The organism is Streptomyces sp. SX-6 (genome assembly GCF_059089585.1).
The window spans coordinates 136,788-160,797 of sequence record NZ_JBTHHU010000008.1; the positions used below are offsets into that span (position 1 = coordinate 136,788).

Sequence of the window (24,010 nt, forward strand, 5' to 3'; positions counted from 1 at the left end):
TCGGGTCAGACCTTGGACTTGTAGCCCCGCCCCCACTGGAGTCCCCAGCCGTAGAGCCGGTCCAGCTCCGCCTGGAAGCCGTACACGTACTTCATCTCGCGCCGGACGATGATCTCCTTCTTGTTGTTCTCGATCATCACCACCGCGCACGACCGCGCCTCCCGCGCCCTCTCGTGGAGCTCGATCTCCAGGCGCGGACCGTTGCCCGGGTAGAGCGTCACGGTCGCGTGGGTACGGTCGAAGGCGGGGGTGCCGTCGTAGATGTAGACGAAGATCAGCAGTCGCTTGATCTCGTCGCGGTGGTCGAGGTTGATGTAGATGTCCTCACCCGCGCCGGAGCCGAACCGGTCGTCCCCGCTGAGCTTGACGTACGGCGGGGCGTTGATGCTGCCCAGTATGTTCCCGAGGGGCTGCACTACGCCTTTGGACCCGTCCCAGAGCTCGTACATGCAGGCGAGGTCGAGGTCCACGGAGACCATGGCGGTGCCCTGGGCCTGCACCACGTCCGGGGTGAACTTGCGGAACTTGTTCCGCTTACCGCCGCCGCGGTGCATCTCGTCGAAGTCGGAACTCCGCATCCGCCATGACAGGTTCACCCTCATGTTGCCGACCGCCGCCCCCTGCTTGGTCAGCGAATACAGCGGGTTTCGCTTGGTCAGCTCCACGGCGCCCGTCCCGTGATGGACGTTGTCGAACTGCCGCGCCGCGCTCCCCCAGTTGCCGAAGAGCTTGTCCCATACGGTCATGGTGTGACCCCCCTCTGGTCATGGCCCGAACTGCCACGGGGCGGTGGCAAGGTGAGCCTCACCACCGCCCCGATCAGAGGGTTCCGCAAATGTGCCGGGGTCACACCCCGGAGGTGACCTCTTGCTTGGCCGACGCGTCGCCCGCGCCCGCCGCCGCCTCCCTCCGGTTGCGGCGCACCGAGGACATGAACGACAGGCCGATCAGCACCACGCCGACGAGGCCGGTGACGACCTCGTTGACCTCGTACTTGATGGTGACGAGCAGGATGACGGCGAGCGCACCGATGGCGTAGTGCGCGCCGTGCTCGAGGTAGACGTAGTCGTCAAGGGTGCCCTTGCGGACGAGGAAGACCGTCAGCGAGCGGATGTACATCGCGCCGATACCCAGGCCCAGGGCCATGACAAAGATGTCGTTGGTGATCGCGAACGCGCCGATGACACCGTCGAAGGAGAACGAGGCGTCGATCACCTCGAGGTAGAGGAACATGAAGAAGGCGGCCTTGCCCGCGAGGCCAATGGCCGAGCCGGCACCCTTCTTCGCGGGCTCCTCACGCTCTTCGTCCTCCTCGTCGTCCTCGAGGCGGTCCTCGAAGAAGCCGGAGATGCCGCCGACGATCAGATAGGTGACCAGTCCGGCGATGCCCGCCAGCAGCACCGTCGCGGCCTTGTCGACCGTGCCGTCACCGCCGTGCACCGGCACCGCGGTGGCGACGGTGGTGGCGGCGACGAGCAGCAGCACCAGCGAGACGACCACGGAGAGGCTCTCGACCCTGCCGAGCCTGGCCAGCGGGCGCTCCAGCCGGCCGAGCCACTGTATTTCCCGCTCCTCGAAGAGGAAGTCGAGGAAGATCATGAGCAGGAACATGCCACCGAATGCGGCGATGGCCGGGTGAGCGCTGGTGACCAACTGCTCGTACTGATCATGGTGGTTGATCGCGACCTTGACCGCCTCGATCGGCCCCAGTTTGGCGGTGATGGCCACGATGACCACCGGGAACACCAGCCTCATGCCGAAGACGGCGATGAGGATGCCCAGGGTCAGGAACATCTTCTGCCAGAAGGGGTTCATCTTCCGCAGGATTCCCGCGTTGATGACCGCATTGTCGAACGAGAGCGAGATCTCGAGGACGGACAGGATCGCGACGATCGCCAGGCCCTGCCATCCCCAGAGCAGACCGGCCGCGGCCAGGCCGGCCGCGGTCACGGCGAACGACCAACCAAAGGTTTTCAGGAGCACTGGCCACCCATTCCTTCTGTCGGGTATTACCCCGCGCAGTACACGGCTTTACGAAACGTTGACCCCGAAGTCTAGAGCGATGCCGCGCAGGCCGGACGCATACCCCTGGCCGACGGCCCGGAACTTCCATTCGCCGCCATAGCGGTAGACCTCGCCGAAGATCATCGCGGTTTCGCCCGACGCGTCCTCGCTCAGGTCGTAACGGGCCAGCTCGGAGCCGTCCGCCTGGTTCACCACGCGGATGTACGCATTGCGCACCTGGCCGAAGTTCTGGCCGCGGATGTCGGCCTCGTGAATCGAGACCGGGAAGACGATTTTGTCGCAGACGGCCGGCACCTTTGTGAGGTCGATCAAGATCGTCTCGTCGTCGCCCTCGCCCTCGCCCGTGAGGTTGTCTCCCGTGTGCTCCACGGAACCCTCAGGGCTCTTGAGGTTGTTGTAGAAGACGAAGTACTGGTCGCCCATCACCCGGCCCGAGGCGCACAGCAGCGCGCTCGCGTCCAGGTCGTAATCGGCGCCGGTCGTGGTGCGCGCGTCCCAGCCGAGACCGACGACGATCGCGGTCAGATTCGGCGCGGACTTGGAGAGGGAGACATTGCCCCCCTTGGCGAGCGTGACACCCATGATCCTGTTTCCTCCCCGGAGTTGAACAAGTGCCGCGTTGAACAAGTGCCGCAGCGCGCGTCCGGCGCCGCACATGGGTGTACGGCGCCGGACGCGGGCTGCTGCGGGCCGAAGGAAGCGACCCGCAGTTCTGTCAGACGTTGACGCCGAAGTCCTGCGCGATGCCGCGCAGGCCCGAGGCGTAACCCTGGCCGATGGCGCGGAACTTCCACTCGCCACCGTTGCGGTAGAGCTCGCCGAAGACCATGGCGGTCTCGGTCGAGGCGTCCTCGCTGAGGTCGTAGCGCGCCAGCTCGGAGCCGTCCGCCTGGTTCACCACGCGGATGTAGGCGTTGCGCACCTGGCCGAAGTTCTGCTGGCGGGTCTCCGCGTCGTAGATCGAGACCGGGAAGACGATCTTCGCGACCTCGGCCGGGACCGCGGCCAGGTTGACCTTGATGACCTCGTCGTCGCCCTCACCGTCGCCGGTGAGGTTGTCACCGGTGTGCTCGACGGAGCCCTCGGGGCTCTTGAGGTTGTTGAAGAAGACGAAGTGCTGGTCGGAGACGACCTTGCCCTGATCACTCGTCAGCAGAGCGCTGGCGTCCAGGTCGAAGTCCGCACCGGTCGTGGTGCGGGCGTCCCAGCCGAGAGCGACTATGACGGCGGTCAGGTTCGGGGCGCTCTTGGTCAGCGAGACGTTGCCGCCCTTGCTGAGGCTGACTCCCACAGGTCCTCCACTGGTTCGAAGAGGGCGGACGGGAACCGTGCCCCCTGTTGTTGCGATGGCACCCGATCAACGTCTGGATCCTAGGGACCGGTTCCCGTCCGTGGACAGAGTCCTGCTTCCGGGGAACACCGGATCGCCTCCGGTGCCCCGGACCGCTCCGGCGCGCGCTCAGAGCGCGGCGAGCGCCTTGACGTAGTCCTCGAGGTCACGTGCGTCCGGCAGGCCGTTGACGACCGTCCAGCGCACGACGCCGTCCTTGTCGATGATGAAGGTGCCGCGCACCGCGCAGCCCTTCTCCTCGTCGAAGACGCCGTAGGCGCGGCTGACGTCGCCGTGCGGCCAGAAGTCCGACAGCAGCGGGTACTCGAGGTTCTCCTGCTCGGCGAAGACGCGCAGCGAGAAAGGCGCGTCGTTGGAGACGGCGAGCAGCTGGACGTCGTCGTTGACGAACTTCGGCAGCTCGTCGCGCAGCGCGCACAGCTCGCCGGTGCAGACACCGGTGAAGGCGAAGGGGTAGAAGAGCAGCACGACGGCCTTCTCCCCGCGGAAGTCGGACAGCCGGACGGTCTCGCCGTGCTGGTTCTTCAGCGCGAAGTCCGGAGCCTTGGTGCCGACGTCGATCGCCATGGTTCGCTTCCCTCTTCCTGGCCGGTTACGGGTCGTAGGCGGCCAGTGTGTCACTGCGCCCCGGGCGCGACGCACGGCGCCCCCGGCAGCGGAAGGCTGCCGGGGGCGCCGCGGTGCTCGGGGGCGGGCCCTAGCGCTTGGACTTGGGCGCGCTCAGGCGCGTGCCGCTCCAGTCCTTGGCCACGCTGATGCTCTTGGTCTGGGAGAGCCCGGCGGTCTGGGAGGCGTCCTGGATGTCACTCGGCTCGATGTAGCCGTCCCGGCCGGTCTTGGGCGTCAGCAACCAGATGTCGCCGCCCTCGTCGAGCAGGCCGATGGCATCCACCAGCGCGTCCGTGAGGTCGCCGTCCTCGTCCCGGAACCACAGCAGGACGACGTCGGCCACGTCGTCGTAGTCCTCGTCGACCAGTTCCTGGCCGATGAGCGACTCGATACCTTCACGGAGATCCTGGTCGACGTCGTCGTCGTAACCGATCTCCTGGACCACCTGTCCGGGCTCGAACCCCAGCCGTGTGGCGGGATTGGTCCGCTCCTCCGCGTGGTCCGCGGTCGCGCTCACTGAGTGCCTCCTGTCATTTTTCGAGAAATCGTCGATCCATGCTCGCGTACGCGAAGCATTGGGCGTAGTCCACACGTGACGGACGGATCGCGCAAGTACCCGCTCAGCGATCCCTCCCAAACGTTGACGTCTCGTGGCAACTCCAACCATGAGACCGGGTCTATCCGTGATTCGCGACACAGCGTTTGCCGGGTTTGTGAAGTTACTCCCTGCGATTACCGGACCCGAGGCCGAACGGCCGTACGCAAGGGACCCCCATAGGGGGCGTAAGGTTGCGATTTGGCCGCCGCGAGACGGCCGACCTCCGACACTTCATCTCAGGGTGGCGGTTACCGCCCAGTAGAGATGACGTTTGCGTCGCCGCGGTCCACGATGGGAGCCGAGCGACCATCGCGGAGACCAGTATTTGACCGCGTCGCGCTCAGCATCCATCGCGTGCCGAGCACGACACGACCCGAACAGCGAAGGAACAGCGTGGCTTCCGGATCCGATCGCAACCCGATCATCATTGGCGGCCTTCCCAGCCAGGTCCCGGACTTCGATCCCGAAGAGACCCGGGAATGGCTCGACTCGCTCGACGCAGCCGTCGACGAGCGAGGCCGGGAACGCGCCCGCTACCTCATGCTTCGCCTGATCGAGCGGGCCCGCGAGAAGAACGTGGCCGTGCCCGAGATGCGCAGCACGGACTACGTCAACACCATCGCGACCAAGGACGAGCCGTTCTTCCCCGGCAACGAGGAGATCGAGCGCAAGGTCCTCAACGCGACCCGGTGGAACGCGGCCGTGATGGTTTCGCGCGCGCAGCGCCCGGGCATCGGCGTCGGCGGCCACATCGCCACCTTCGCATCCTCCGCCTCGCTGTACGACGTGGGCTTCAACCACTTCTTCCGTGGCAAGGACGGCGGCGACGGCGGCGACCAGATCTTCTTCCAGGGCCACGCCTCGCCGGGCGTCTACGCCCGTGCCTTCCTGCTGGACCGACTGTCCGAGCAGCAGCTCGACGCGTTCCGCCAGGAGAAGTCGAAGGCTCCGTACGGTCTGTCCAGCTACCCGCACCCGCGGCTGATGCCGGACTTCTGGGAGTTCCCGACCGTCTCGATGGGCCTCGGCCCCCTCGGCGCGATCTACCAGGCGCGGATGAACCGCTACATGGAGGCGCGCGGCATCGCCGACACCTCCAAGTCCCACGTGTGGGCGTTCCTGGGCGACGGCGAGATGGACGAGCCGGAGTCGCTCGGCCAGCTGTCCCTGGCCGCCCGTGAGGGCCTGGACAACCTGACCTTCGTCGTCAACTGCAACCTGCAGCGCCTCGACGGTCCGGTGCGTGGCAACGGCAAGATCATGCAGGAGCTGGAGTCGCAGTTCCGCGGCGCCGGCTGGAACGTGATCAAGCTGGTGTGGGACCGCTCCTGGGACCCGCTGCTGGCCCAGGACACCGACGGCATCCTGGTCAACAAGCTCAACAGCACCCCGGACGGCCAGTTCCAGACGTACGCCACCGAGACCGGTGCGTACATCCGTCAGCACTTCTTCGGCGACGACCACCGTCTCCGCAAGATGGTCGACGGCATGACCGACGACCAGATCCTGCACCTGGGCCGTGGCGGTCACGACCACAAGAAGATCTTCGCGGCGTACGCGGCGGCCAAGTCCCACAAGGGCCAGCCGACCGTGATCCTGGCGCAGACGGTCAAGGGCTGGACGCTCGGCCCGAACTTCGAGGGCCGCAACGCGACCCACCAGATGAAGAAGCTGACGGTCGAGGACCTCAAGCGCTTCCGTGACCGTCTGCACATCCCGGTCTCGGACAAGGAGCTGGAGTCCGGCCTGCCGCCGTACTACCACCCGGGCAAGGACTCGGAAGAGATCCAGTACATGCACGACCGGCGCACCGCGCTGGGCGGCTACGTACCGACTCGTGTGGACCGCTCGAAGCCGCTCGTCCTGCCGGGTGACAAGGCCTACGCCCCCACCAGGAAGGGCTCCGGCCAGCAGTCGATCGCCACCACCATGGCGTTCGTCCGCCTGCTCAAGGACCTCATGCGGGACAAGGAGATCGGCAAGCGCTTCGTGCCGATCGCGCCCGACGAGTACCGCACCTTCGGCATGGACTCGCTGTTCCCGTCGGCGAAGATCTACAACCCGCTGGGCCAGCAGTACGAGGCCGTGGACCGCGAGCTGCTGCTCGCGTACAAGGAGTCCCCGACCGGCCAGATGCTGCACGACGGCATCTCGGAGGCGGGCTGCACCGCCTCGCTGATCGCCGCGGGCTCCGCCTACGCGACGCACGGCGAGCCGCTGATCCCGATCTACGTCTTCTACTCGATGTTCGGGTTCCAGCGCACCGGTGACCAGTTCTGGCAGATGGCCGACCAGCTGGCGCGCGGTTTCGTCCTGGGCGCGACCGCCGGCCGTACGACCCTGACGGGCGAGGGCCTGCAGCACGCGGACGGCCACTCGCACCTGCTGGCCTCGACCAACCCGGGTGTCGTCGCGTACGACCCGGCGTTCGGCTTCGAGATCGCGCACATCGTCAAGGACGGTCTGCGGCGGATGTACGGCGAGAACGCCGAGAACGTCTTCTACTACATGACCGTCTACAACGAGCCGATCCAGCACCCGGCCGAGCCGGAGAACGTGGACGCCGAGGGCATCCTCAAGGGTCTGTACCGGTTCAAGTCGGGCGAGAAGGGCGCCATCCCGGCGCAGATCCTCGCCTCCGGTGTGGCGGTGCCGTGGGCGATCGAGGCCCAGCGCATCCTCGCCGAGGAGTGGAACGTCAAGGCGGACGTCTGGTCGGCGACCTCCTGGAACGAGCTGCGCAACGAGGCCATCAAGGTGGAGGAGCACAACCTCCTGCACCCGGAGGAGGAGCAGCGCGTCCCGTACGTGACGCAGAAGCTCGCCGGCGCCGAGGGCCCGAAGGTGGCCGTGTCCGACTGGATGCGGGCGGTTCCGGACCAGATCTCGCGCTGGGTGCCCGGCACGTACCAGTCGCTGGGTGCGGACGGCTTCGGCTTCGCGGACACCCGCGGTGCGGCCCGTCGCTTCTTCCACATCGACGCGCAGTCGATCGTCCTCGGCGTGCTCACCGAGCTCGCCAAGGAGGGCAAGATCGACCGCTCGGCGCTGAAGCAGGCGATCGACCGCTACGAGCTGCTCGACGTGGCGGCTGCCCACCCGGGCGCCGCGGGCGGCGACGCGTAAGCGGCAAGAGCTAAGACTTGGGCCCGGACGGCAACTGCCGTCCGGGCCCAAGTGTTTTCAGATGTGCATTCCACACTGTGAGGAGTCCGCGTTCGCGCCGCGCTTGGTGAAGAGTGCGGCGACGGCCGCCACCGCGGCGACGCAGCCGGAGACGACGAACGCCGTGCTCATGCCCGACACGAACGTGCCGTGGACGACGTCGCCGACCTTCGCGGCGATCTCCGGCGGGGTCTTCGGCGGCGCCCGGAAGACACCGAGCTCGGCCCCGCGGGCCACCAGGTCCATCTGTTCCTTCGGGCTCGGCGGCAGCCCGGCCCCGGACCACCGCCCGGGCAGCAGGTGGTGGACGCGGGAGGCCACGATCGCGCCGAGCACGGCCGTACCGAGCGATCCGCCCACCTGCATGGCGCTCTGCTGGAGGCCGCCGGCCAGGCCCGCGTGCTCCAGCGGGGCATTGCCGACGATCACATCGGTCGCGCCGACCATGACCGGTGCCAGGCCCAGGCCGAGCAGGGCGAACCAGAGCGACATCAGGCCGGTGCCGGTGTCCGTCTTGAGCGCGGCCATGCCGAAGCAGGCGACGCATGTGCAGACCATGCCGACGACCAGGGGTATCCGCGGTCCGAACCGGGTGATCGCGGCGCCGGCGGCGGGTGCGCTGAAGATCATCATCCCGGTGAGCGGCAGCAGATGGAGCCCCGCGTTCACCGGTGTCATCCCGTGTACGTTCTGCAGATAGAAGGTGACGTAGAACAGTCCGCCCATGAACGCGAAGGCCATCAGGACCATCAGGATCGTGGCGGCGGACAGCGGTACGGAGCGGAACAGGCGCAGGGGCAGCAGCGGTTCGCGGACCCTGGTCTGCCACACGGCGAAGAGGACGAAGCCCACCAGTGCCGCCGCGAGGAAGCCCAGCGTCCGGGCGTCACCCCAGCTCCAGTCCGTCACCTTGATGAGTGACCAGATGAGGCAGAACATCGCGCCGGACAGCAGGACGATGCCGAGGATGTCGAACGACCTCGGCGCGTTCTCGGCGCGGTGGTCCTTGAGGGTGATCAGGCCGAGGACGAGCGCGAGCGCGCCCACCGGCACATTGATGAAGAAGACGGACTGCCAGTTGACGTGCTCGACGAGCAGTCCGCCGAGGATCGGGCCGGCGGCGGTCGAGGCGCCGATGACCATGCCCCATACGCCGATGGCCATGTTGAGCTTCGCGGCCGGGAAGGCCGCGCGCAGCAGGCCGAGCGCGGATGGCATCAGCAGCGCACCGCACAGCCCCTGGACCGCCCGGAGGGTGACGACCATCGACACGCTGCCGGACAGCGCGATGAGTCCCGAGGAGGCGGCGAAACCGGTGGTACCGATAAGGAAGATCAGACGGTGCCCGAAGCGGTCGCCCAGTTTGCCCGCGGTGATCAGGGCGACGGCGAGGGCGAGGAGATAGGCGTTGGTGATCCATTGGACGTCGGCGAGCGAGGCTCCCAGATCGTCCCGGATGGCGGGGTTGGCGATGGCGACGATCGTGCCGTCCAGCGCGACCATCATCACGCCCACCGCGACGGAGAAGAGTGTCAGCCAGGGATGGCCCCGGAGGCCGCTCCGGGGCGCCGTGTCCGTAGTCGCCTCGGCGACGGTGGTCTCAGGCGTCATGGCCCGAGATTATTGGCAGCGGCTGACAACTGACAATCAAAATCATGCGGCATCTGCTGACAGCTCGCTCACAACTATTCTGAGCAGCGGAAACACATCGAGAAGAGGCACATGATCATGGCGATCGGCGATACGGCGGAGCCCGGCGCGCTCCCCGGACTGCGCGAGCGCAAGAAGCTGCGCACCCGGAACGCCCTCATCCGCTCGGCCCTGGAGCTGTTCGCGAGCAAGGGGTACGAGGGGACCACCGTCGACGAGATCGCCGCCGCGGCCGATGTCTCGCAGCGCACCTTCTTCCGCTACTTCGCGAACAAGGAGGAGGCCGCCCTCGCCCTCCAGGAGGTGGAGGAGACGTACGCCTTCGCCTCCCTGGCCGCCCGCCCGGCCGACGAGCCGCCGCTCACCGCGATCCGCAACGCGGCCATGTCCTCGTGGGGCGACATCTGCGAGGCCATCGCCGTCGTCGTCCCGCTGCCGCTGCACCTGCGCACCCAGCGGATGGTCGTGTCGACCCCGCAGCTGCTCGCCGCCCGGCTGCGCCGCCTCGCCGCCATGGAGGACCGGCTGGCCACCGAGATCGCCCGCCGCGAGGGCCTGGATCCGGCGGCCGACCCCCGGCCCCGGGTCCTGGTCGCGGCGTGCAGCGGGGTGATGCAGGCCGCGTCCCGGGTCTGGAGCGAGGACGAGGACGCGGGCCTCGACGAGCTCCTGGAGATCGTCGCCCGCTACCTGGACCAGATCGGACCGGCGCTGGCGGCGACGTGGAGTGCGTCACGCCCGGATATCCCAAAGGCCGATAAAAGCCTATAACACCCAATAAAACCCGGCCACATGGGGCGCACTGGTGTACAGCGCGGCCTTCCTTCAAACGTGATGTGGGTCACCGACTTGGCAGACGCGCCCGGATTTCTCCTAGGGTGTTCGGCGGTGACTTCCTTCCCGGAGCTCGGCTCCCCCTCCCCCCTGCCGTGGTCGAACACGGCCGCGGTATGGCGCGCACTGCTCGCGCTCTCCGTGGTCTTCGTCATGCTCGCCACGACCGGCTGGACGGCCGTACGGGGGCACAAGGGCGCCCCCGACCCACGGGCCGCCGCGGTCAGCGCCTGGATGCACGGCAGCATCGCCGGCCACCCGCTGCCCCCGCTGCACTCGGGCTCCGGCGTCTTCAAGAGCTTCTTCTCCTCCCTGTCCGATGCCGGGCGGAGAGAGCTGGCGCAGCGCTACCCGCTGGTCGTCGGCAACCTCAACGGCGCCCCCGCCGATCTGCGCTACCGCGCCAACCGGATCGCCCTCGTCCAGGCCCGGACGACCGAGGAGCGCCGCACCCACGACAACGGGCTCACCCCTGCGGGCCGCTACGACGCGAGCCGCCGTATGCACCGCTTCGACTCGCTGCTCGCCGACGACCGGCAGATCCTCGCCTTCGACCCCTCCGGGGACGGGCGGGTCGCCGAGGTCTTCGGCGACCTCGACCGGGCGAGCCGGGTCTCCGTCGTGGTGCCGGGCGTCGACACCAACGTCCTCACGTTCGAGAAGACCAGCCGCGCCTACAGCGCTCCGGTGGGCATGGCGGAGTCGCTCTACGACGCCGAACGGAAGGCGAAGCCCGACGGCCGCACGGCCGTCATCGCCTGGGCCGACTACACCTCGCCGGCCGGCGTCGGCCTCGACGCGGCCACCGGCAAGCTCGCCGCCGAGGGTGCGCTGCGGCTGCGCGCCCTGGTGCGGGCGCTGCCCGGCGACTCGTCCGTCGCGCTGTTCTGCCACAGCTACGGCTCGGTGGTGTGCGGCGTCGCCGCCCGCGAGCTCGATCCGCGCGTCACCGACATCGCCGTGGCCGGCAGCCCCGGCATGCGGGCCGACAGCGTCTCCGACCTGCACACCACCGCCCGGATATGGGCGATGCGCGATCCCGGCGACTGGATCCACACCGTGCCGCACCTGGAGCTCGGCGGCCTCGGCCACGGCGCCGACCCGGTCTCGTCGGGCTTCGGGGCGCGGGTGCTGTCCGCCGCCGGGGCCGACGGTCACGCCGGCTACTTCCAGCCCGGCACCACCAGCCTCGCCAACTTCGCGGGCATCGGGGCCGGTGACATCTCGGGGATCCGCTGCGCCGAGGCCGACAGCGCCTGCGCGGACAACACGACCCCGGTCGCTTGAAGCCGTTGACGCGCGTAGCGCCCCGAGGGGGGACGTGCGGGCAGACCGCCGCATACGATGAACCGCATGGGTGATGTGCTGGCCGGTTATCACGCCGTCTGGGAGTTCGACACCGACTCCGTGCTCATCCGCTTCGAACGGGGGATCCGCACACCGAAGCTCCTTCAGGCGCTCGGTGAACGGCGCATCCCCTACGAGGCGCTGGCAGCCGTCGAACACGTCCCGGGCAGGCGAGGCACGGTGGTGCTGCGCGTCGTGCCCAGACCCGGCGCCGACCCCCTGGCGGACGCGGCGGACGGACAACTGCGGCCCGGCCTCGACCCGTACCGGCTGGTCCTGCCCGCCGAGCGCGAGGCCCTCGCCGAGTACTACGCCGAGCAGATACGCGCGTCGCTGGGCCCCCGGGCCACGGAGCCGGCCGAACGCCATCTGGTCGCGGCCCCCGAACCCCCGCTGTCCTTCAAGGCCTATGACGGCAAGGCCTCGTTCGACGGCACGACCGTTTCCTTCCGCTGGTTCTGGACCGGCGCCTCCTCCGCCAAGTGGAAGGCCGGCGACCAACGTTTCCCCATCGCTGACCTGGCGGGCGTCGAGTGGCGCTCCCCGGAGATCGCCGGCGGCTACCTGCGGCTCGTCCCCCGCGGCGACCTGCCCCGCCCGGGCGAGGTCGACCAGGACCCGGCCGCGGTCGTCTTCGGCATGGGCTACGGCCTCGTCCACGAGTCCCTGCCCTTCGCGGCGGCGGTCCTCGCGGCCGTACGCACCGCCTCGCCTGCCGTGCCGGCGGCCTCGGCCGCCGTACGCCCGGACCCCGGTGCGGTTGCCGACCGCATCCGCCACCTCGGCGACCTGCACTCCGCGGGGCTGCTCACGGACGACGAGTTCAGCGCGAAGAAGGCGGAGTTGCTGGCGGAGTTGTAGCTTCCTGGTTGCTTTGCCGGGAGATTACCTTCTGCGGGCGTGTTGTGACCGTCAAGTGCCTAGTCTTGACCGCTGCGTTACTTGACGTGTCCGGGGAGGCAGAGGGTGGGCGGCAGCGGCGACCAGGTGCTGGGGATCAACACGGCCGACATCAAGTCGGTGGCCCCGGTGTTCGGCAAGCAGAGCAAGAAGCTGAGTGATGCGCTGACCACCTTGGTCAAGACCCTTGACGGCCTTGGCAAGCCATGGGGTCATGACGCGCCGGGCAAGGATTTCGAGGGCAAGTACAGCCCGCAGCAGAAGGCGATCGAAAGCGCCACCGGCACTCTGGTACTGGGTCTGGTCAGCATCCACGAGGCGATGGACGACATGGCCGACGGCCATGTAGACAACGACCAGCTGATAGCCGGGATGTTCACCAAGACCGCGCGGGACGCCCGTTGAGCATCAAGGACGAGGCCAAGAAGATCCTGCTCGATCTGGGCATGTGGTGGCCTGATGCGAATTCCGGCACGCTGCGTCATGCGGCCGATGCCTGGCGGAAGTTCGCCGAGTCGGTCAAGGACGTCCACTCGGCCACCGGCAAGGCGGCCGGTTCGCTGATCCACAACAACAAGGGCGAGGCCATCGAGGCCTTCGACGCCTTCTGGGGCCGCTACTCCAAGGGCGAGGACGCGGGCTGGCTGCACGACATCGCCAAGGCGGCCGAGAACATGGCCAAGGCGCTGGACCAGTTCGCCGACAAGGTCGACGACGCGATCGACGACCTGTGGGAGAAGATCACCGTGAACGCGGCGGTCATCACGGTCGGCGTGCTGCTGACTCCTTTCACCGGCGGCGGGTCCGACGGGATCGCCGCGGAGATCGTCGCCACGTCGGCCGGCCTCGGTATCGCCGTCTCCGAGGAAGTGGCGGCCATTGCCGCGGAGATGCTGGCCGGTGCGGTCTTCGCGAGCGTCACCTCGGTGACCGTCGACGCGGCCGTGGCCCAGCCGCTGAAGATCGCACTGGGGCAGCAGAAGAGCTTCAGCCTCGACGAGGTCGCCAAAGCCGCCGACGAGGGGATGATCTGGGGCGCGGTCACCGGCGGCGCGAACATGTTCGTGAAACAGGGCGTCCAGGCAGACGGTCTGGGAAACCTGCTCAAGGGCGCCCGCCCCAACCTGATCGAGCTGCCGGCTGCCTCCCGCGCCGCTGACGACCTGAAGTGCGTGCAGGACCCGATCGACGTCGTCACCGGCGCGATGCTGCTGCCGCAGACGGACATCACGCTGCCCGGCGCACTCCCCCTGGTCTTCGAGCGCACGCATGTCTCCTCCTACCACGCGGGGTGCTGGTTCGGCCCGACGTGGGCGTCCACGCTGGACGAGCGAGTCCAACTCGACGCCGAGGGCGCGGTGTTCGTCGCGGCAGACGGCATGCGCCTGTGCTACCCGATACCCAGGCCTGGAGAGCCGGTGCTGCCGCTCAAGGGCCCGCGCTGGCCCCTGTCCTGGGACGGCACGCCGGATGGCGCCATCACCGTCACCAACCCGTACACGGGGGTCGTGAAAACCTTCGGCCACCCGCTACCGACCGACACCCCCGGAGCCGTCCAACTCCCGCTCGAAAGCTCGCAGGACCGCAACGGCATACGCATCGACATCGACCGCACGGCGAACGGCACGCCAACCGCGATCCGGCACTCAGGCGGCTACTACCTGGTGGTCGACACCGAGGGCTCGCGCGTCACCGCCCTGCGCCTGCTGGACAAGGCCCCCTCGGTCTACGACTCCCCGCAAACCACCCGAGGCGGCACGGTCATCATCCGCTACGGCTACGACAAGGCGGGCAACCTCACCGAGGTCACCAACTCCAGCGGCAAGCCACTGCGCTTCACCTACGACGCCGAGCACCGCATCACGTCCTGGGCCGACCGCAACGGCACCTCGTACCACTACACCTACGACCCGCGCGGACGCGTCATCCGCACGGATGGCAGCGACGGCTTCCTCTCCGGCACCCTCACGTACGACGACACGACCTGCACCACGACACTCGTCGACTCGCTCGGCCAGCGCAGCACGTATCGCTATAACGCCAACAGCCAGGTAATCGAGCAAACCGACCCACTGGGCAGCACCACCCTGACGGAGTGGAACGCCAGGGGCGACAAACGCCTCTCGGTCACCGAGCCGCTGGGCCGCACCACGTGCTACGTCTATGACGAGACCGGCAACCTGACGCAGATCACCTTGCCGGACGGCACCACGAGGACGGCCGAATACAACGCCCTGTGCCAGCCGGTCCAGGTGACGGAGCCGGACGGCACGATATGGCGGCACGCCTACGACGATGCGGGCAACCTCCTCACCACCACGGACCCCGCCGGGGCCGAAATCCACTACACCTACGATGAGTCGGGGCGTCTGACAGCCATAACGGACGCCCTCGGCCACACAAGCCGCATCACCTGCAATGCCGCCGGTCTGCCAGTCTCGGTCAACGACCCGCTCGGGCGCGAGACGGTCGTACGCCGTGACAGTTTCGGCCGCATCACCGAGGCCAACGATCCGCTGGGCCACACCACCCGCATGTCCTGGACGATCGAGGGGAGGCCAGCTCGGCGCGAACACCCCGACGGCACGGCCGAAACCTGGACCTGGGACGGCGAAGGCAACCTTCTCTCCCACATCGACCAGGCCGGCAACACCACCCGCCACACGGCCACGCACTTCGACCTCCCCGCCTCCCGAACCGACCCCGATGGGACGACGTACGCCTTCGTGTACGACACCCAACTCCGGCTGACAGGCGTCACCAACCCACAGGGCCTTACGTGGACATACACCTACGACGGTGCCGGTCGCCTCACCTCCGAGACCGACTTCAACGGCCGGACGCTGGCGTACACCCATGACGCGGCGGGCGATCTCGCTTCCCGCACGAACGGGGCAGGAGAGACCCTCCACTTCACCCGCGACACGCTCGGCCGCATCACCGAGCAGCGGACGGACACCGGCGACGTCACCACGTTCTCCTATGACCCCCGGGGCCGCCTGACCCGGACAGCCAACGCGGACGCCAAGGTGGTTTACGAACGTGACGCTCTGGGCCGCCCGCTGTCGGAAACCGTCAACGGCCGCACGATGCAGTACGCGTACGACGAGGTGGGCCGCTGCCTCCAGCGCACGACCCCATCAGGCCTGGCCTCCACCTGGACCTACGACGCCGCCGGCCAGCCCACCGAACTCCGCACCGATGCAGGCTCGCTCTCCTTCGCCTATGACGCGGCGGGCCGGCAGACCGAGCGCAGGCTCGGTGAAGGCACCACCCTCACCCAGACCTGGGACACGGTGGATCGCCTCACGTCCCAGACCATCACCCGGCAAGGCACACGCGCTGAGGCAGACCGCCTCCTCCAACACCGCACCTACGCCTACCGCGCGGACGGCTACCTCACCGAGATCCGTGAACTCACCTCCGGAACAAGCCGCTTCGACCTCAACCCCACGGGCCGTGTCACCGCCGTCAACGCCTACGGCTGGACAGAAACCTACGCCTACGATTCCACAGGCAGCCTCACCCACGCCAGCGCCCCGGCCCTCGAATCACCGGGCAACCGCGACTTCGAGGGCACGCTGATCTGCCGTGCGGGCCGGACGACGTACGAGCACGACGCGCAGGGACGCCTCATACGCAAGACTCGCAAACTGCTCAACGGTCAGACGCGGACATGGACGTTCACTTGGAACGCCGAGGACCGCCTGATCCAGGCGGTCACCCCGGAGGGCGAGCGCTGGGGCTACGCGTACGATCCACTCGGCCGCCGAATATCCAAGCAGCGCCTTGCTGATGATGGTTCGGCGGCAGAGGAGACTCGCTTCTCTTGGGACGGCACACACCTCGCGGAACAGACCACGCTGGATGAGAGGGTCACGACTTGGGATTATGCACCGGGTACGCATCGCCCGATTGCTCAACTTGAGCACCGGCCGCAGAGGCGTGCCGAGGGCGAGTCTCTGATCTCGAGGTTCGCCCAAGATGACCAGCTGGCCCGGACCCGGTTCTACAGCATCGTCACAGACCTGGTCGGCGCTCCCATGGAGTTGGTATCGCCTGACGGTAACTTGGTCTGGCAGTGCCGAAGCACACTATGGGGCATCCGACTCCCCGCTCCAACGGGTACAGAGGTCGACTGTCCACTGCGTTTTCCGGGTCAGTACCACGACTCGGAGACAGGGCTCAGCTACAACTATTTCCGGTATTACGCCCCGGAGGTTGCAAGGTATTGCTCCCAGGACCCTCTGGGGCTTGCCCCCGCGCCTCACCCGAACGCTTACATCCATGCTCCGCTGACGTGGTGTGATCCTCTGGGATTGGGGCCGTGCAAGCCAGGCGAAGTCTTGGGTGACACATCTCGACTAAAGGGGTGGATTCCCAAGGAGGTCCCTGCAGAGTCCCGTCTGGTACTGAAGGACATAAGAGAAGTCGGCTTCGAGGCCCAAGGGGCGGGCCCTCAAAAAATGGGACCCTCACTCCCCCAGCGTTTCGAAAACAGCGGGAAGGGTGGCGCATACCAGCTTCCAACGCACGACAGCACCGGGAAGCCGATCAAGTATCTCGAATGGGGAACTGTACAGTCTGTCGAGAATCCGAAATGGGGTGGCGAGAGAATCGTCACCGGCTCGGATGGATCCGCATATTACACACCAACCCACTATCAAACATATATAGTTATGGAGCCGGGGCGATGAGTGAAGATCCTCAACTGTGGGGCACCGAAGAGGCATGGCTGCACGTCCTAGCCAAAACGGAATCCAGAGCGATCCTGGACGTCATCCCTCCGTCAGGGATTACCCATGTAGCTCGAATGAACGCGCTCAATATGGCAGATTCAGATGGCGTGTTCGAGCAATTTTGGGATAAGTTCAAGTTCCCCGACTACTTCGGCTGGAATTGGCCAGCTCTATTTGATTGCCTTCGCGATCTCCACTGGCTGTCGGCCGATCGGTACGTGGTCGTCATCGAAAATTCGAGTGCGCTGCTCTCCGGGGTCCCAGAGGAGCTGGAGTTGTTCTTTCGCACCTTGGCCAGGACGGCGAAGGAATGGGCAAACCCTCACAAAAATCCGGGAGGGACTGGAGCGCCTTTCAAAGTTCTGCTCTTCTGCGAGCCGGATGAGGTAGAAGGAGTCCTTGCCGACGTTTCAGCTTCCCAAATGGGGCTCGAGAGCTGAGAGGATTTTCCAAATCCGGTTCCTCAGGCATGGCCCCCTGTGTCACCGCAGCATGTGCTCTTACACCATCGGACACAGCCAAGATCATGAACCATCCTTGCTCCCTCAACAGGGTTGCAGATCAAATCTCTTCTTGGAGGAGAGGCATGTGGCGCGAGCTGGTCGTGGGCTTGGGGGTGGATGTTGAGCTCACGAATCCCGCGCTCGAGGCTCACGTGAAGGTCGTTGCCGAACGTCTGGGGCAATCTGTTCCTGCAACCTTGAAAGCCCTGCTGCTGGAGACAGACGGATTGGTCGATCAGTACGGAACGGATGTTGTCTGGTCTGTTCAACGGATCCTCAAGGGCAATGAGGCACTCCGCAGCAACTCCGACCTTGCCGGCCTCTACGAGCCGTTCTCGTCCCTGATGTTCTTCGGCGACAACGGAGGTGGGGACCAATTTGCCTTCGTATGCGATCCCGGCAACACCACCTCAGCAGTGTCCGTCTGGGACCACGAGACGGATGAACGTCGTGTAGTCGCTGAGTCGCTTGAACAGTATCTGATCAGAACTCTGGAGAGTGACGGCGAGGACTGGTACCGATAGATGAGTCTTCGGGCTCAGTACGGCACCGAAGCTGTCCGGCTCGCAAGGGATTTGACCATGTCTTCTCCACCCGGAGCATGCCGCACTCGGCGAGCTTCAACGGTGCGCCGGACACTGAACTCGAACTCGTTGTGTCGGTCGGATCGTTATGGCGTGCAGGTTGGAGACGCCGGACGCCAGCTGTTTGGGATCAAGAGCATATCTGCAGCCAGTGACGCGCGGCGGCCAACGTCACCTCGATGTCGTCGCTCCATGAACAGACTTCCAGCCATGACAGGTAGCCGCCCTGCGCGAAAACCAGGACCTCACCAGGGAACTCGCCAGCCTCGGTCACGAGTCGCGCTTCGGCCGCCACGACAGTTCTGGGGCCGGTGGGCGCGGGCTCGACCTCGCTGGTATCGAGTTCGAAGTAGGCGGTACCGCACCCGCATGTGCAGCGCGCTCGCACGCTGAGGTGGGGAACCTGCCTTCGAAGTGCGACATGAACCGGATCGTCCGCGTTCAGGACTGCCGCAAGCACACCGGCTACGTCGGCAGGCAGGCTCTCGGTCATCCTGTCACCGTATCTGACCAGTGTCTTTGGACTCCGACCGCGCCCTAACTATCACTGTTCGGCCGACCAGCTCACGCGTCCACGGCGAAGAGGGTTCCGACGGCCCCAGGGTACGAGTCAGCCCCGACGCGGGAACCGGGCCGGGACTGACGTGGTTCCGCCAAGGCTAAGCGGCAGCCGAGAAGAGTTCGGCCTTTATGCCTGATATGAACTCGCTCCATGCTCTTGTGGCGATGTACAGGGACAGGCCATGCGGGTCTTTCGAGTCGTGGACCGGTACCACGCCGGGAAAGCCATCAGCTACCTCGATGCAATCCCCTGTGTCACCACAGTATGTGCTTTTACGCCATCGGACGCAGTCAAGATCGTGAACCATCCTTGCTCCCTCAACGGTGTTACAGATCAAAGCTCTTCCTTGATGCGGGTGATCAGGTCGAGACTCCCGGAGGGGCTCAAGGCGGCTGACCGGAGTGAGTCGAACGTGAGCGTGTACACGTCTGTCTCCTCCGGGGTCTCCATATACAGGGTCCCCGTGCGGTGCTCGACGCACACGACGTCTGAAAACGCGGGAGTGGGGAAGCTGAACAGGACGAACGAGCCCATCACACCTGCATGGGCGCCCGCGCTGAACGGGAGTACCTGGAGTTCGACGATCTCCGACATCCTCTGCAGATGTTCCAGCTGTGCCCGCATGACCTTGGGCCCGCCCACTTGACCACGTAGGGCACCCTCGCCCTCGATCACGCACACCCGAGGGGCGTTTTCGCCGGTTAGCACTTCCTGTCGCTGCATGCGAACGGTCACAAGCTCATCAACTCGATGAGGTGGCATCCTCACTGGGGAGGCGCGAAAGAGTTCGCGCGCATAGTCGGCAGTCTGCAAGAGCCCGGCAACCAGCATGGGTTGGTAAGAACGGATGTAGTTGGCCGTCTGCTCGTAGTCGATGTAATCGGCGTAGGACGGGAGGGCGAGGCCCAAGCGTTGCACCCATCCCCGTTCGGCCCCACGCCGCACCAGGCCGGCCACTTCCTCCACGTAGTAAGGATCGTCGATCCCGTAGAAGGCCAGGAGGTCTCGGAGCTCCCCGAGCGAGACACCCAGTCGCGCGTTCTCCATGCGACTGATCTTGGAGCGACTGCAGCCGATACGGTCAGCCGCCTCCTCCGGCGTCTTACCCGCGTCCTCCCGCAGTCGTACAAGGAGCGCGGCGAGCCTGCGGCGGCGGACAGACGGGCGTGGTTCGGGCACGAGTTCAACTCCCTATGCCAGCAAGCAAACTGGCCCTCAGGCTACAGCCGCCCCCGAACCCGAACATGTTCCGGAACAGTTGCGAGTGATCTAGGACTCAGAGCACACTACGCGGAGCGTTCCGCTCTGATTGCTTTCGGTGATCTCGGCGGGACCTACAGGGCGCCCGTGTGCCCGAATCCCTGCTGCGACAAAACCCCGGCGACCGTCCGACCGGTCCCGGGGCGTGGCCAACCTGAAGGGACAGGTCGACAATGGTCAACCTTATCGTCCACTGCCTCGAATGGATGAGGGCGTTGCTCACGCCCAAGGCTCCTGGTACGGAGCCCGGTGGCTACCACCCCACTCATGTGCTCCCCGCTCCACACCCTGTGGTGCCCGCACCCCCAATGAGGAGGATCCCCCGTATCCCCAACTGGCCCATGGACAGCGGCCACGAGCCCGAGTACATGCTGTGGGTGACAGCGCACGGGATCGACATCCGTCGTCGTCAGCATCGCGCTGGGGAGGCGTGTCGATGAGCGCCGACCGCAACGCGCTGCCCGAGACGGGATCGTTCGTAGTAGATGTGACCCGGGACGCGATCGGGCAAGTGATGGACTACGACCCGCGCACCAAGGCTATCCAACTCCGGTCATCCAAGGGTGGGTTGGACTGGGAAGCCTGCTCGGAAGACGTGCGTCCCGCAACCGTCAGGGAGCAGCTGAGCGCCAAGGTCGAGGCGATCAACCACCGCCCGGGGTGGGCACGGTGAGCGCACACACCGTGATCCGGTTCGCCAACTGGGCGATCGGCCCCGAGACGGCGCCGGAGGCTCCGCCGATCCTCCACGAGTTGGAGTGCACGACGTGCAACGCCGCGTCGGAGGCGTCGGAGGATTTCGAGGACGCCCGCAACTGGGCCTTCGGGCACTCCGGCCGTAACCCGTCCCACACCGGTTACCGGGAGACCGTCACCCGGTTCTGGCGCGCTACCCTCCTGGGCTGATCGCGCCCCGGCCGCTCTCGTGACAAGTGAGGGCGGTCGGCGGCCGGTGCAGACACCCAACCCCTTCGCCGGGCCGCGTCCATGCCGCATAACTGCGGGCGGCCGGGGCCCGGTTACCCTCGCATTCACCCCATCGTCGCGTACGGATTATGTCGCGCAGTCCAGCACAGGCCCCGCTCGAAGGCGAGACCGCCGTTCCCGCTCTGCCGACAACTTCAAGTGGGACGCAAGGTTCCGGTGTCTCACTTGAAGTTGTCTCTCCGCAGATCAGGGCATCCTCCCGGCAGCAAGATCGCATGAGACGTGACAACAGGGGTTGTTGTTGATCGGTAGCGGGCCGGTCGTCAGCTGATCTGTTCCGCCAGCTCGACGATGATTCCCTCCGGACCCCGGACATAGCAGAGTCGGTAGCTGTCCTTGTAGCGCTCCAGCTCGCCGACAAGCTCTGTGCCGCGAGCTCGCAGACCGGCGACGACGGTGTCAATGTCTTCGACGGCGAATGCGACATGGCGCATGCCCGGTGTGTTCGCCGGGACATTCCGGTCACCACTCTGGCCTGCCGGCATGTGGTACTTCGTCAGCTCGAGCCGTCCGTAGCCGTCCGGGGTCTGCACGACCGCGAACTCTGCCCTGACACCCTCGAGCCCCACGACGCGGTCCACCCAGCGGCCCTCGACCGACCCCTCGCGCTGCAGCTCCAGTCCGAGCTCGATGAAGAACGCCGTCACGGCCGCGAGGTCCTCGACGACGATGCCCACGTGGTCCATCCGTTGGATTGTCATTTCCGCGATGCTAGGACCAAGCTGTCCGACTCTGCTATACGCGCGCCATAAGGGTCTGAGCAGTCTTGGTGATTTGTGGTGCGGCTTGGGCAAGTGCCTTGGCAAGAAGGGGCTGCCATGGTGATGGAACCGCTGCTTGTGGAGTTATCGCCAGCGCAAATTGCCGAGTTGTGGGGCCGGTTGGGGGATCGGGATCTCGTACCCCCTGAGCCTCTCGGCTCAGGGCCGGATGGCGCCCGAGGTCGCGTCGATCGGCGCGAAGCGCGTGGTGGGGCCCCGGCGAATGCGCCGCCGTCGACCGCGCGCTCACACGACGGGCCGAGGTGACAGTGCTGGTGGCATCCCCCGTACCGGATTGCTCAGCTGTATGAGATGCGCTCGACTTCCATGAGCTGGGCAGCACCAATGCGGCCGTCCTCCAAGGACAGGAGCCAGGGCAGCAGTTCCGGCGTGGCGTGCACCTCGCTGTAGAAGCCGAGGTGGAGGTCGGCGAGTTTGTCCTCGATGAGCCACCAGTCGAGTGCGTCGCTGAGGTGGAGGTCCGCCACCTCGGTGCGGGTTTCGGACCAGATGGCCAGCCAGGGGGCAAGGGTACCCGTGGTGACCGCAAGCGTCTCCAGTACGTCGGTGACGCTTCCGGTACTCGGGTGCGTGCTCAGGAATGACCGCCACCAGGCGTGCCAGACATTCTCCAGTGCTGCGCGCTCCGGTGCTGTCCAGTCGCGCCAGTCGGCGGCGAGCAGACGCGAGGCGACCATGTCATGGATGAGCCCGCCTGCAACGAGGCGCCGGACGATTCGGGGCGTCAACTTGCGGTACAGGCCCGGGAAGTCGTCCCAGTGGTCGGGTACCTCGTGCGCGACGTGGGAGATCAGTTCTTCCGGTATCTCGCGCACGGGGCCGACCAGAGCTTCGAGATCGGATTCGCCGTAGCAGTAGGTGCAGCCGCCCACGACAACAGGTAGTTCGGCGCGTGATGCGAAGGCAGCGTCCAAGACGTCGAGTGCATCGTGGAGCAGTTGGTGCGGGTCAGCCATGAGGTGCCTGACGGGACTCCATCCGGGACCGCCGGAGAAGAGAGCGACGCTACCACAGGCATGGCGCCACCAACCTCCCCGATGGTTGCCGTCCAAGCAGCACAACAAGCGAACGCGATCACTCGGCCGCGGGTGGTGGGCGTGATGGCAGGATGTGAGGATGGCGGCGAATCAGCCTTGGGCAGGGCTTCACAGTGGCCTGCTGGCGGCGAAGACATTGGTGTACGACCCGAGTGGCTTTGCTTGCTCACAACCGGAGCCCGAACCGGAGAGTGCGGAGTACGCGGCTCACGGGTTCACGATCAACGGGTTGTCGGTCAGGTTCCGCGTGGCCAAGACCACCCCGACGAAGGTCGGCCAGTTCGTCACCGTGTGGCAGCGGTCCGCAGAAGGCCCGATCCGGCCTTTCGACGCTGTGGACGGGGTTGATCTCTTCGTTGTCAGCAGCCGTGACAGCGGCCACTTCGGACAGTTCGTGTTCCCGCGAGAGGTGCTGTGCGAGCGCGGCATCGTGTCCAGGAACGGCTCCGGCGGGAAGCGAGGTTTCCGCGTCTACCCGCCGTGGGTGACCACGACCAGTCGTCAGGCACGCAACACTCAGGCGTGGCAGGTGAACTACTTCTTGTATCTCGGGGATGACCGGCCTGTCGACGTGGAGCGCGCCAAAGCCCTCTACCACCCGTAGGCCCTCGGTTCCGTGCCCCGCCATCCGAAGAAGCCCCGACGGCTGGTCACCGACGGGCAGGCGTACCTGTGGACGCTCCGCCACAGCCACCGTGTGTTGGACAGCGGCCAGTCCGCGTACTGCCGCGAGACCCTCACGCTGTACCCGCAGCCGGCCGGCACCGGCGGCCCGCTGCGCATCGTCTTCGCCGAGGGACCGGGCCGGTACGTCCCGGGCGGGTTTCCCATGGGCTCCGGGGATGTGGGGTACGTCCGGGGCGGCTCCCTGAACCTGCGCGAACCGGGCGTCGTCCGGGCTCTGCTCGACGCGGCGTCGGCCCACGGGTGGCAGCCGGGGGAACGGCGGGCGGTGGAAGTCGACGGCTGGCCCTTGCTGGAGGCGGTGGCCGTAGCGCGAGCCGAGGAGGTCGGCGCGGACCGCGTGATACCGGGGTATGACGCCCGTACGCACCCCGCGCCCGTACGCTGAACAGG

General features: G+C 66.6%; 24 protein-coding genes. 12 read left to right on the forward strand and 12 right to left on the reverse strand.

Annotated elements, in window-relative coordinates; translation table 11 throughout:
• Positions 1-5: 5 nt before the first annotated feature.
• From ACV530_RS12460 to ACV530_RS12485, 6 genes are all read right to left on the reverse strand, one after another.
• Positions 6-746, reverse strand: coding sequence for a TerD family protein (locus ACV530_RS12460; protein WP_494332440.1), 741 nt, complete (start codon positions 744-746; stop codon positions 6-8).
• A 100-nt stretch (positions 747-846) separates the two neighbouring features.
• Positions 847-1,983: a DUF475 domain-containing protein gene (locus ACV530_RS12465; protein WP_494332441.1), complete on the reverse strand. Its 1,137-nt coding sequence runs from the start codon at positions 1,981-1,983 to the stop codon at positions 847-849.
• Between the two features lie 48 nt (positions 1,984-2,031).
• Positions 2,032-2,607: a TerD family protein gene (locus ACV530_RS12470; RefSeq protein ID WP_494332442.1), complete on the reverse strand. Its 576-nt coding sequence runs from the start codon at positions 2,605-2,607 to the stop codon at positions 2,032-2,034.
• A gap of 133 nt (positions 2,608-2,740) precedes the next feature.
• Complete coding sequence (locus tag ACV530_RS12475) at positions 2,741-3,316, reverse strand: TerD family protein (RefSeq protein ID WP_494332443.1); 576 nt, start codon at positions 3,314-3,316, stop codon at positions 2,741-2,743.
• A 168-nt stretch (positions 3,317-3,484) separates the two neighbouring features.
• Positions 3,485-3,943, reverse strand: coding sequence for a peroxiredoxin (locus ACV530_RS12480; RefSeq protein WP_494332444.1), 459 nt, complete (start codon positions 3,941-3,943; stop codon positions 3,485-3,487).
• Between the two features lie 130 nt (positions 3,944-4,073).
• Positions 4,074-4,502 carry a DUF3052 domain-containing protein gene (locus ACV530_RS12485; protein WP_494332445.1) on the reverse strand — a complete coding sequence of 143 codons (429 nt, stop codon included), beginning with the start codon at positions 4,500-4,502 and terminating at the stop codon, positions 4,074-4,076.
• A gap of 474 nt (positions 4,503-4,976) precedes the next feature.
• On the opposite strand from ACV530_RS12485, the gene aceE reads away from it, so the two are divergent.
• Positions 4,977-7,709, forward strand: coding sequence for a pyruvate dehydrogenase (acetyl-transferring), homodimeric type (aceE, locus tag ACV530_RS12490; RefSeq protein WP_494332446.1), 2,733 nt, complete (start codon positions 4,977-4,979; stop codon positions 7,707-7,709).
• A 57-nt stretch (positions 7,710-7,766) separates the two neighbouring features.
• Here aceE and ACV530_RS12495 read toward each other — a convergent pair whose 3' ends face one another.
• The gene (locus ACV530_RS12495; RefSeq protein ID WP_494332447.1) at positions 7,767-9,359 is read right to left on the reverse strand and encodes an MFS transporter; all 1,593 of its coding nucleotides are present in this window, start codon (positions 9,357-9,359) and stop codon (positions 7,767-7,769) included.
• Between the two features lie 111 nt (positions 9,360-9,470).
• Between ACV530_RS12495 and ACV530_RS12500 the strand changes: the two genes are divergently transcribed.
• The 7 genes from ACV530_RS12500 to ACV530_RS12530 all read left to right on the forward strand — a co-directional run bounded on the left by ACV530_RS12500 (position 9,471) and on the right by ACV530_RS12530 (position 18,245).
• Complete coding sequence (locus tag ACV530_RS12500; protein ID WP_494332448.1) at positions 9,471-10,169, forward strand: TetR family transcriptional regulator; 699 nt, start codon at positions 9,471-9,473, stop codon at positions 10,167-10,169.
• 117 nt (positions 10,170-10,286) lie between these two features.
• The gene (locus tag ACV530_RS12505) at positions 10,287-11,519 is read left to right on the forward strand and encodes an alpha/beta hydrolase (protein WP_494332449.1); all 1,233 of its coding nucleotides are present in this window, start codon (positions 10,287-10,289) and stop codon (positions 11,517-11,519) included.
• A 66-nt stretch (positions 11,520-11,585) separates the two neighbouring features.
• Entirely contained in the window at positions 11,586-12,440 is an 855-nt protein-coding gene (locus ACV530_RS12510) for a DUF4429 domain-containing protein (protein WP_494332450.1), read from the forward strand.
• A gap of 105 nt (positions 12,441-12,545) precedes the next feature.
• The gene (locus ACV530_RS12515; RefSeq protein ID WP_494332451.1) at positions 12,546-12,884 is read left to right on the forward strand and encodes a hypothetical protein; all 339 of its coding nucleotides are present in this window, start codon (positions 12,546-12,548) and stop codon (positions 12,882-12,884) included.
• A complete protein-coding gene (locus ACV530_RS12520; protein WP_494332452.1) occupies positions 12,881-17,176 on the forward strand; it encodes a DUF6531 domain-containing protein in 4,296 nt (1,431 codons plus the stop codon). The genes ACV530_RS12515 and ACV530_RS12520 overlap by 4 nt, the downstream gene beginning before the upstream one ends.
• Positions 17,173-17,658, forward strand: a complete 486-nt coding sequence (locus ACV530_RS12525) for a barstar family protein (RefSeq protein WP_494332453.1) — start codon at positions 17,173-17,175, stop codon at positions 17,656-17,658. Before ACV530_RS12520 ends, ACV530_RS12525 begins: the two co-directional genes overlap by 4 nt.
• 146 nt (positions 17,659-17,804) lie before the next feature.
• Positions 17,805-18,245 (forward strand): SMI1/KNR4 family protein, encoded by a 441-nt coding sequence (locus ACV530_RS12530; RefSeq protein WP_494332454.1) that lies wholly within the window; start codon positions 17,805-17,807, stop codon positions 18,243-18,245.
• A 190-nt stretch (positions 18,246-18,435) separates the two neighbouring features.
• On the opposite strand, the gene ACV530_RS12535 is transcribed toward ACV530_RS12530, so the two are convergent.
• From ACV530_RS12535 to ACV530_RS12545, 3 genes are all read right to left on the reverse strand, one after another.
• Entirely contained in the window at positions 18,436-18,798 is a 363-nt protein-coding gene (locus ACV530_RS12535) for a hypothetical protein (protein ID WP_494332455.1), read from the reverse strand.
• A 166-nt stretch (positions 18,799-18,964) separates the two neighbouring features.
• Positions 18,965-19,174 (reverse strand): DUF397 domain-containing protein, encoded by a 210-nt coding sequence (locus ACV530_RS12540; RefSeq protein ID WP_494332611.1) that lies wholly within the window; start codon positions 19,172-19,174, stop codon positions 18,965-18,967.
• A 26-nt stretch (positions 19,175-19,200) separates the two neighbouring features.
• Positions 19,201-20,046 carry a helix-turn-helix domain-containing protein gene (locus ACV530_RS12545; protein ID WP_494332456.1) on the reverse strand — a complete coding sequence of 282 codons (846 nt, stop codon included), beginning with the start codon at positions 20,044-20,046 and terminating at the stop codon, positions 19,201-19,203.
• Between the two features lie 517 nt (positions 20,047-20,563).
• Here ACV530_RS12545 and ACV530_RS12550 point away from each other — a divergent pair.
• Both ACV530_RS12550 and ACV530_RS12555 read left to right on the forward strand, forming a co-directional pair.
• Positions 20,564-20,800, forward strand: a complete 237-nt coding sequence (locus ACV530_RS12550; protein WP_494332457.1) for a hypothetical protein — start codon at positions 20,564-20,566, stop codon at positions 20,798-20,800.
• Complete coding sequence (locus ACV530_RS12555) at positions 20,797-21,033, forward strand: DUF7848 domain-containing protein (RefSeq protein WP_494332458.1); 237 nt, start codon at positions 20,797-20,799, stop codon at positions 21,031-21,033. Before ACV530_RS12550 ends, ACV530_RS12555 begins: the two co-directional genes overlap by 4 nt.
• Before the next feature lie 344 nt (positions 21,034-21,377).
• Here ACV530_RS12555 and ACV530_RS12560 read toward each other — a convergent pair whose 3' ends face one another.
• A complete protein-coding gene (locus ACV530_RS12560; RefSeq protein WP_494332459.1) occupies positions 21,378-21,815 on the reverse strand; it encodes a VOC family protein in 438 nt (145 codons plus the stop codon).
• 359 nt (positions 21,816-22,174) lie between these two features.
• Positions 22,175-22,810: a hypothetical protein gene (locus tag ACV530_RS12565; protein WP_494332460.1), complete on the reverse strand. Its 636-nt coding sequence runs from the start codon at positions 22,808-22,810 to the stop codon at positions 22,175-22,177.
• 202 nt (positions 22,811-23,012) lie between these two features.
• On the opposite strand from ACV530_RS12565, the gene ACV530_RS12570 reads away from it, so the two are divergent.
• On the forward strand, positions 23,013-23,537 hold the full coding sequence (locus ACV530_RS12570; RefSeq protein WP_494332461.1) for a MepB family protein: 525 nt from the start codon (positions 23,013-23,015) through the stop codon (positions 23,535-23,537).
• 12 nt (positions 23,538-23,549) lie between these two features.
• Positions 23,550-24,005, forward strand: a complete 456-nt coding sequence (locus ACV530_RS12575) for a hypothetical protein (RefSeq protein WP_494332462.1) — start codon at positions 23,550-23,552, stop codon at positions 24,003-24,005.
• Positions 24,006-24,010 lie beyond the last annotated feature (5 nt).

Excerpts from the sequence above, each read along its gene's own strand:
- ACV530_RS12460 (WP_494332440.1), bottom strand. The coding sequence starts at position 746 with ATGACCGTATGGGACAAGCTCTTCGGCAACTGGGGGAGCGCGGCGCGG.
- ACV530_RS12470 (WP_494332442.1), bottom strand. The coding sequence starts at position 2,607 with ATGGGTGTCACGCTCGCCAAGGGGGGCAATGTCTCCCTCTCCAAGTCC.
- ACV530_RS12480 (WP_494332444.1), bottom strand. The coding sequence starts at position 3,943 with ATGGCGATCGACGTCGGCACCAAGGCTCCGGACTTCGCGCTGAAGAAC.
- ACV530_RS12495 (WP_494332447.1), bottom strand. The coding sequence starts at position 9,359 with ATGACGCCTGAGACCACCGTCGCCGAGGCGACTACGGACACGGCGCCC.
- ACV530_RS12500 (WP_494332448.1), top strand. The coding sequence starts at position 9,471 with ATGATCATGGCGATCGGCGATACGGCGGAGCCCGGCGCGCTCCCCGGA.
- ACV530_RS12510 (WP_494332450.1), top strand. The coding sequence starts at position 11,586 with ATGGGTGATGTGCTGGCCGGTTATCACGCCGTCTGGGAGTTCGACACC.
- ACV530_RS12525 (WP_494332453.1), top strand. The coding sequence starts at position 17,173 with ATGAGTGAAGATCCTCAACTGTGGGGCACCGAAGAGGCATGGCTGCAC.
- ACV530_RS12530 (WP_494332454.1), top strand. The coding sequence starts at position 17,805 with ATGTGGCGCGAGCTGGTCGTGGGCTTGGGGGTGGATGTTGAGCTCACG.
- ACV530_RS12535 (WP_494332455.1), bottom strand. The coding sequence starts at position 18,798 with ATGACCGAGAGCCTGCCTGCCGACGTAGCCGGTGTGCTTGCGGCAGTC.
- ACV530_RS12540 (WP_494332611.1), bottom strand. The coding sequence starts at position 19,174 with ATGGTTCACGATCTTGACTGCGTCCGATGGCGTAAAAGCACATACTGT.
- ACV530_RS12550 (WP_494332457.1), top strand. The coding sequence starts at position 20,564 with ATGAGCGCCGACCGCAACGCGCTGCCCGAGACGGGATCGTTCGTAGTA.
- ACV530_RS12560 (WP_494332459.1), bottom strand. The coding sequence starts at position 21,815 with ATGACAATCCAACGGATGGACCACGTGGGCATCGTCGTCGAGGACCTC.
- ACV530_RS12570 (WP_494332461.1), top strand. The coding sequence starts at position 23,013 with ATGGCGGCGAATCAGCCTTGGGCAGGGCTTCACAGTGGCCTGCTGGCG.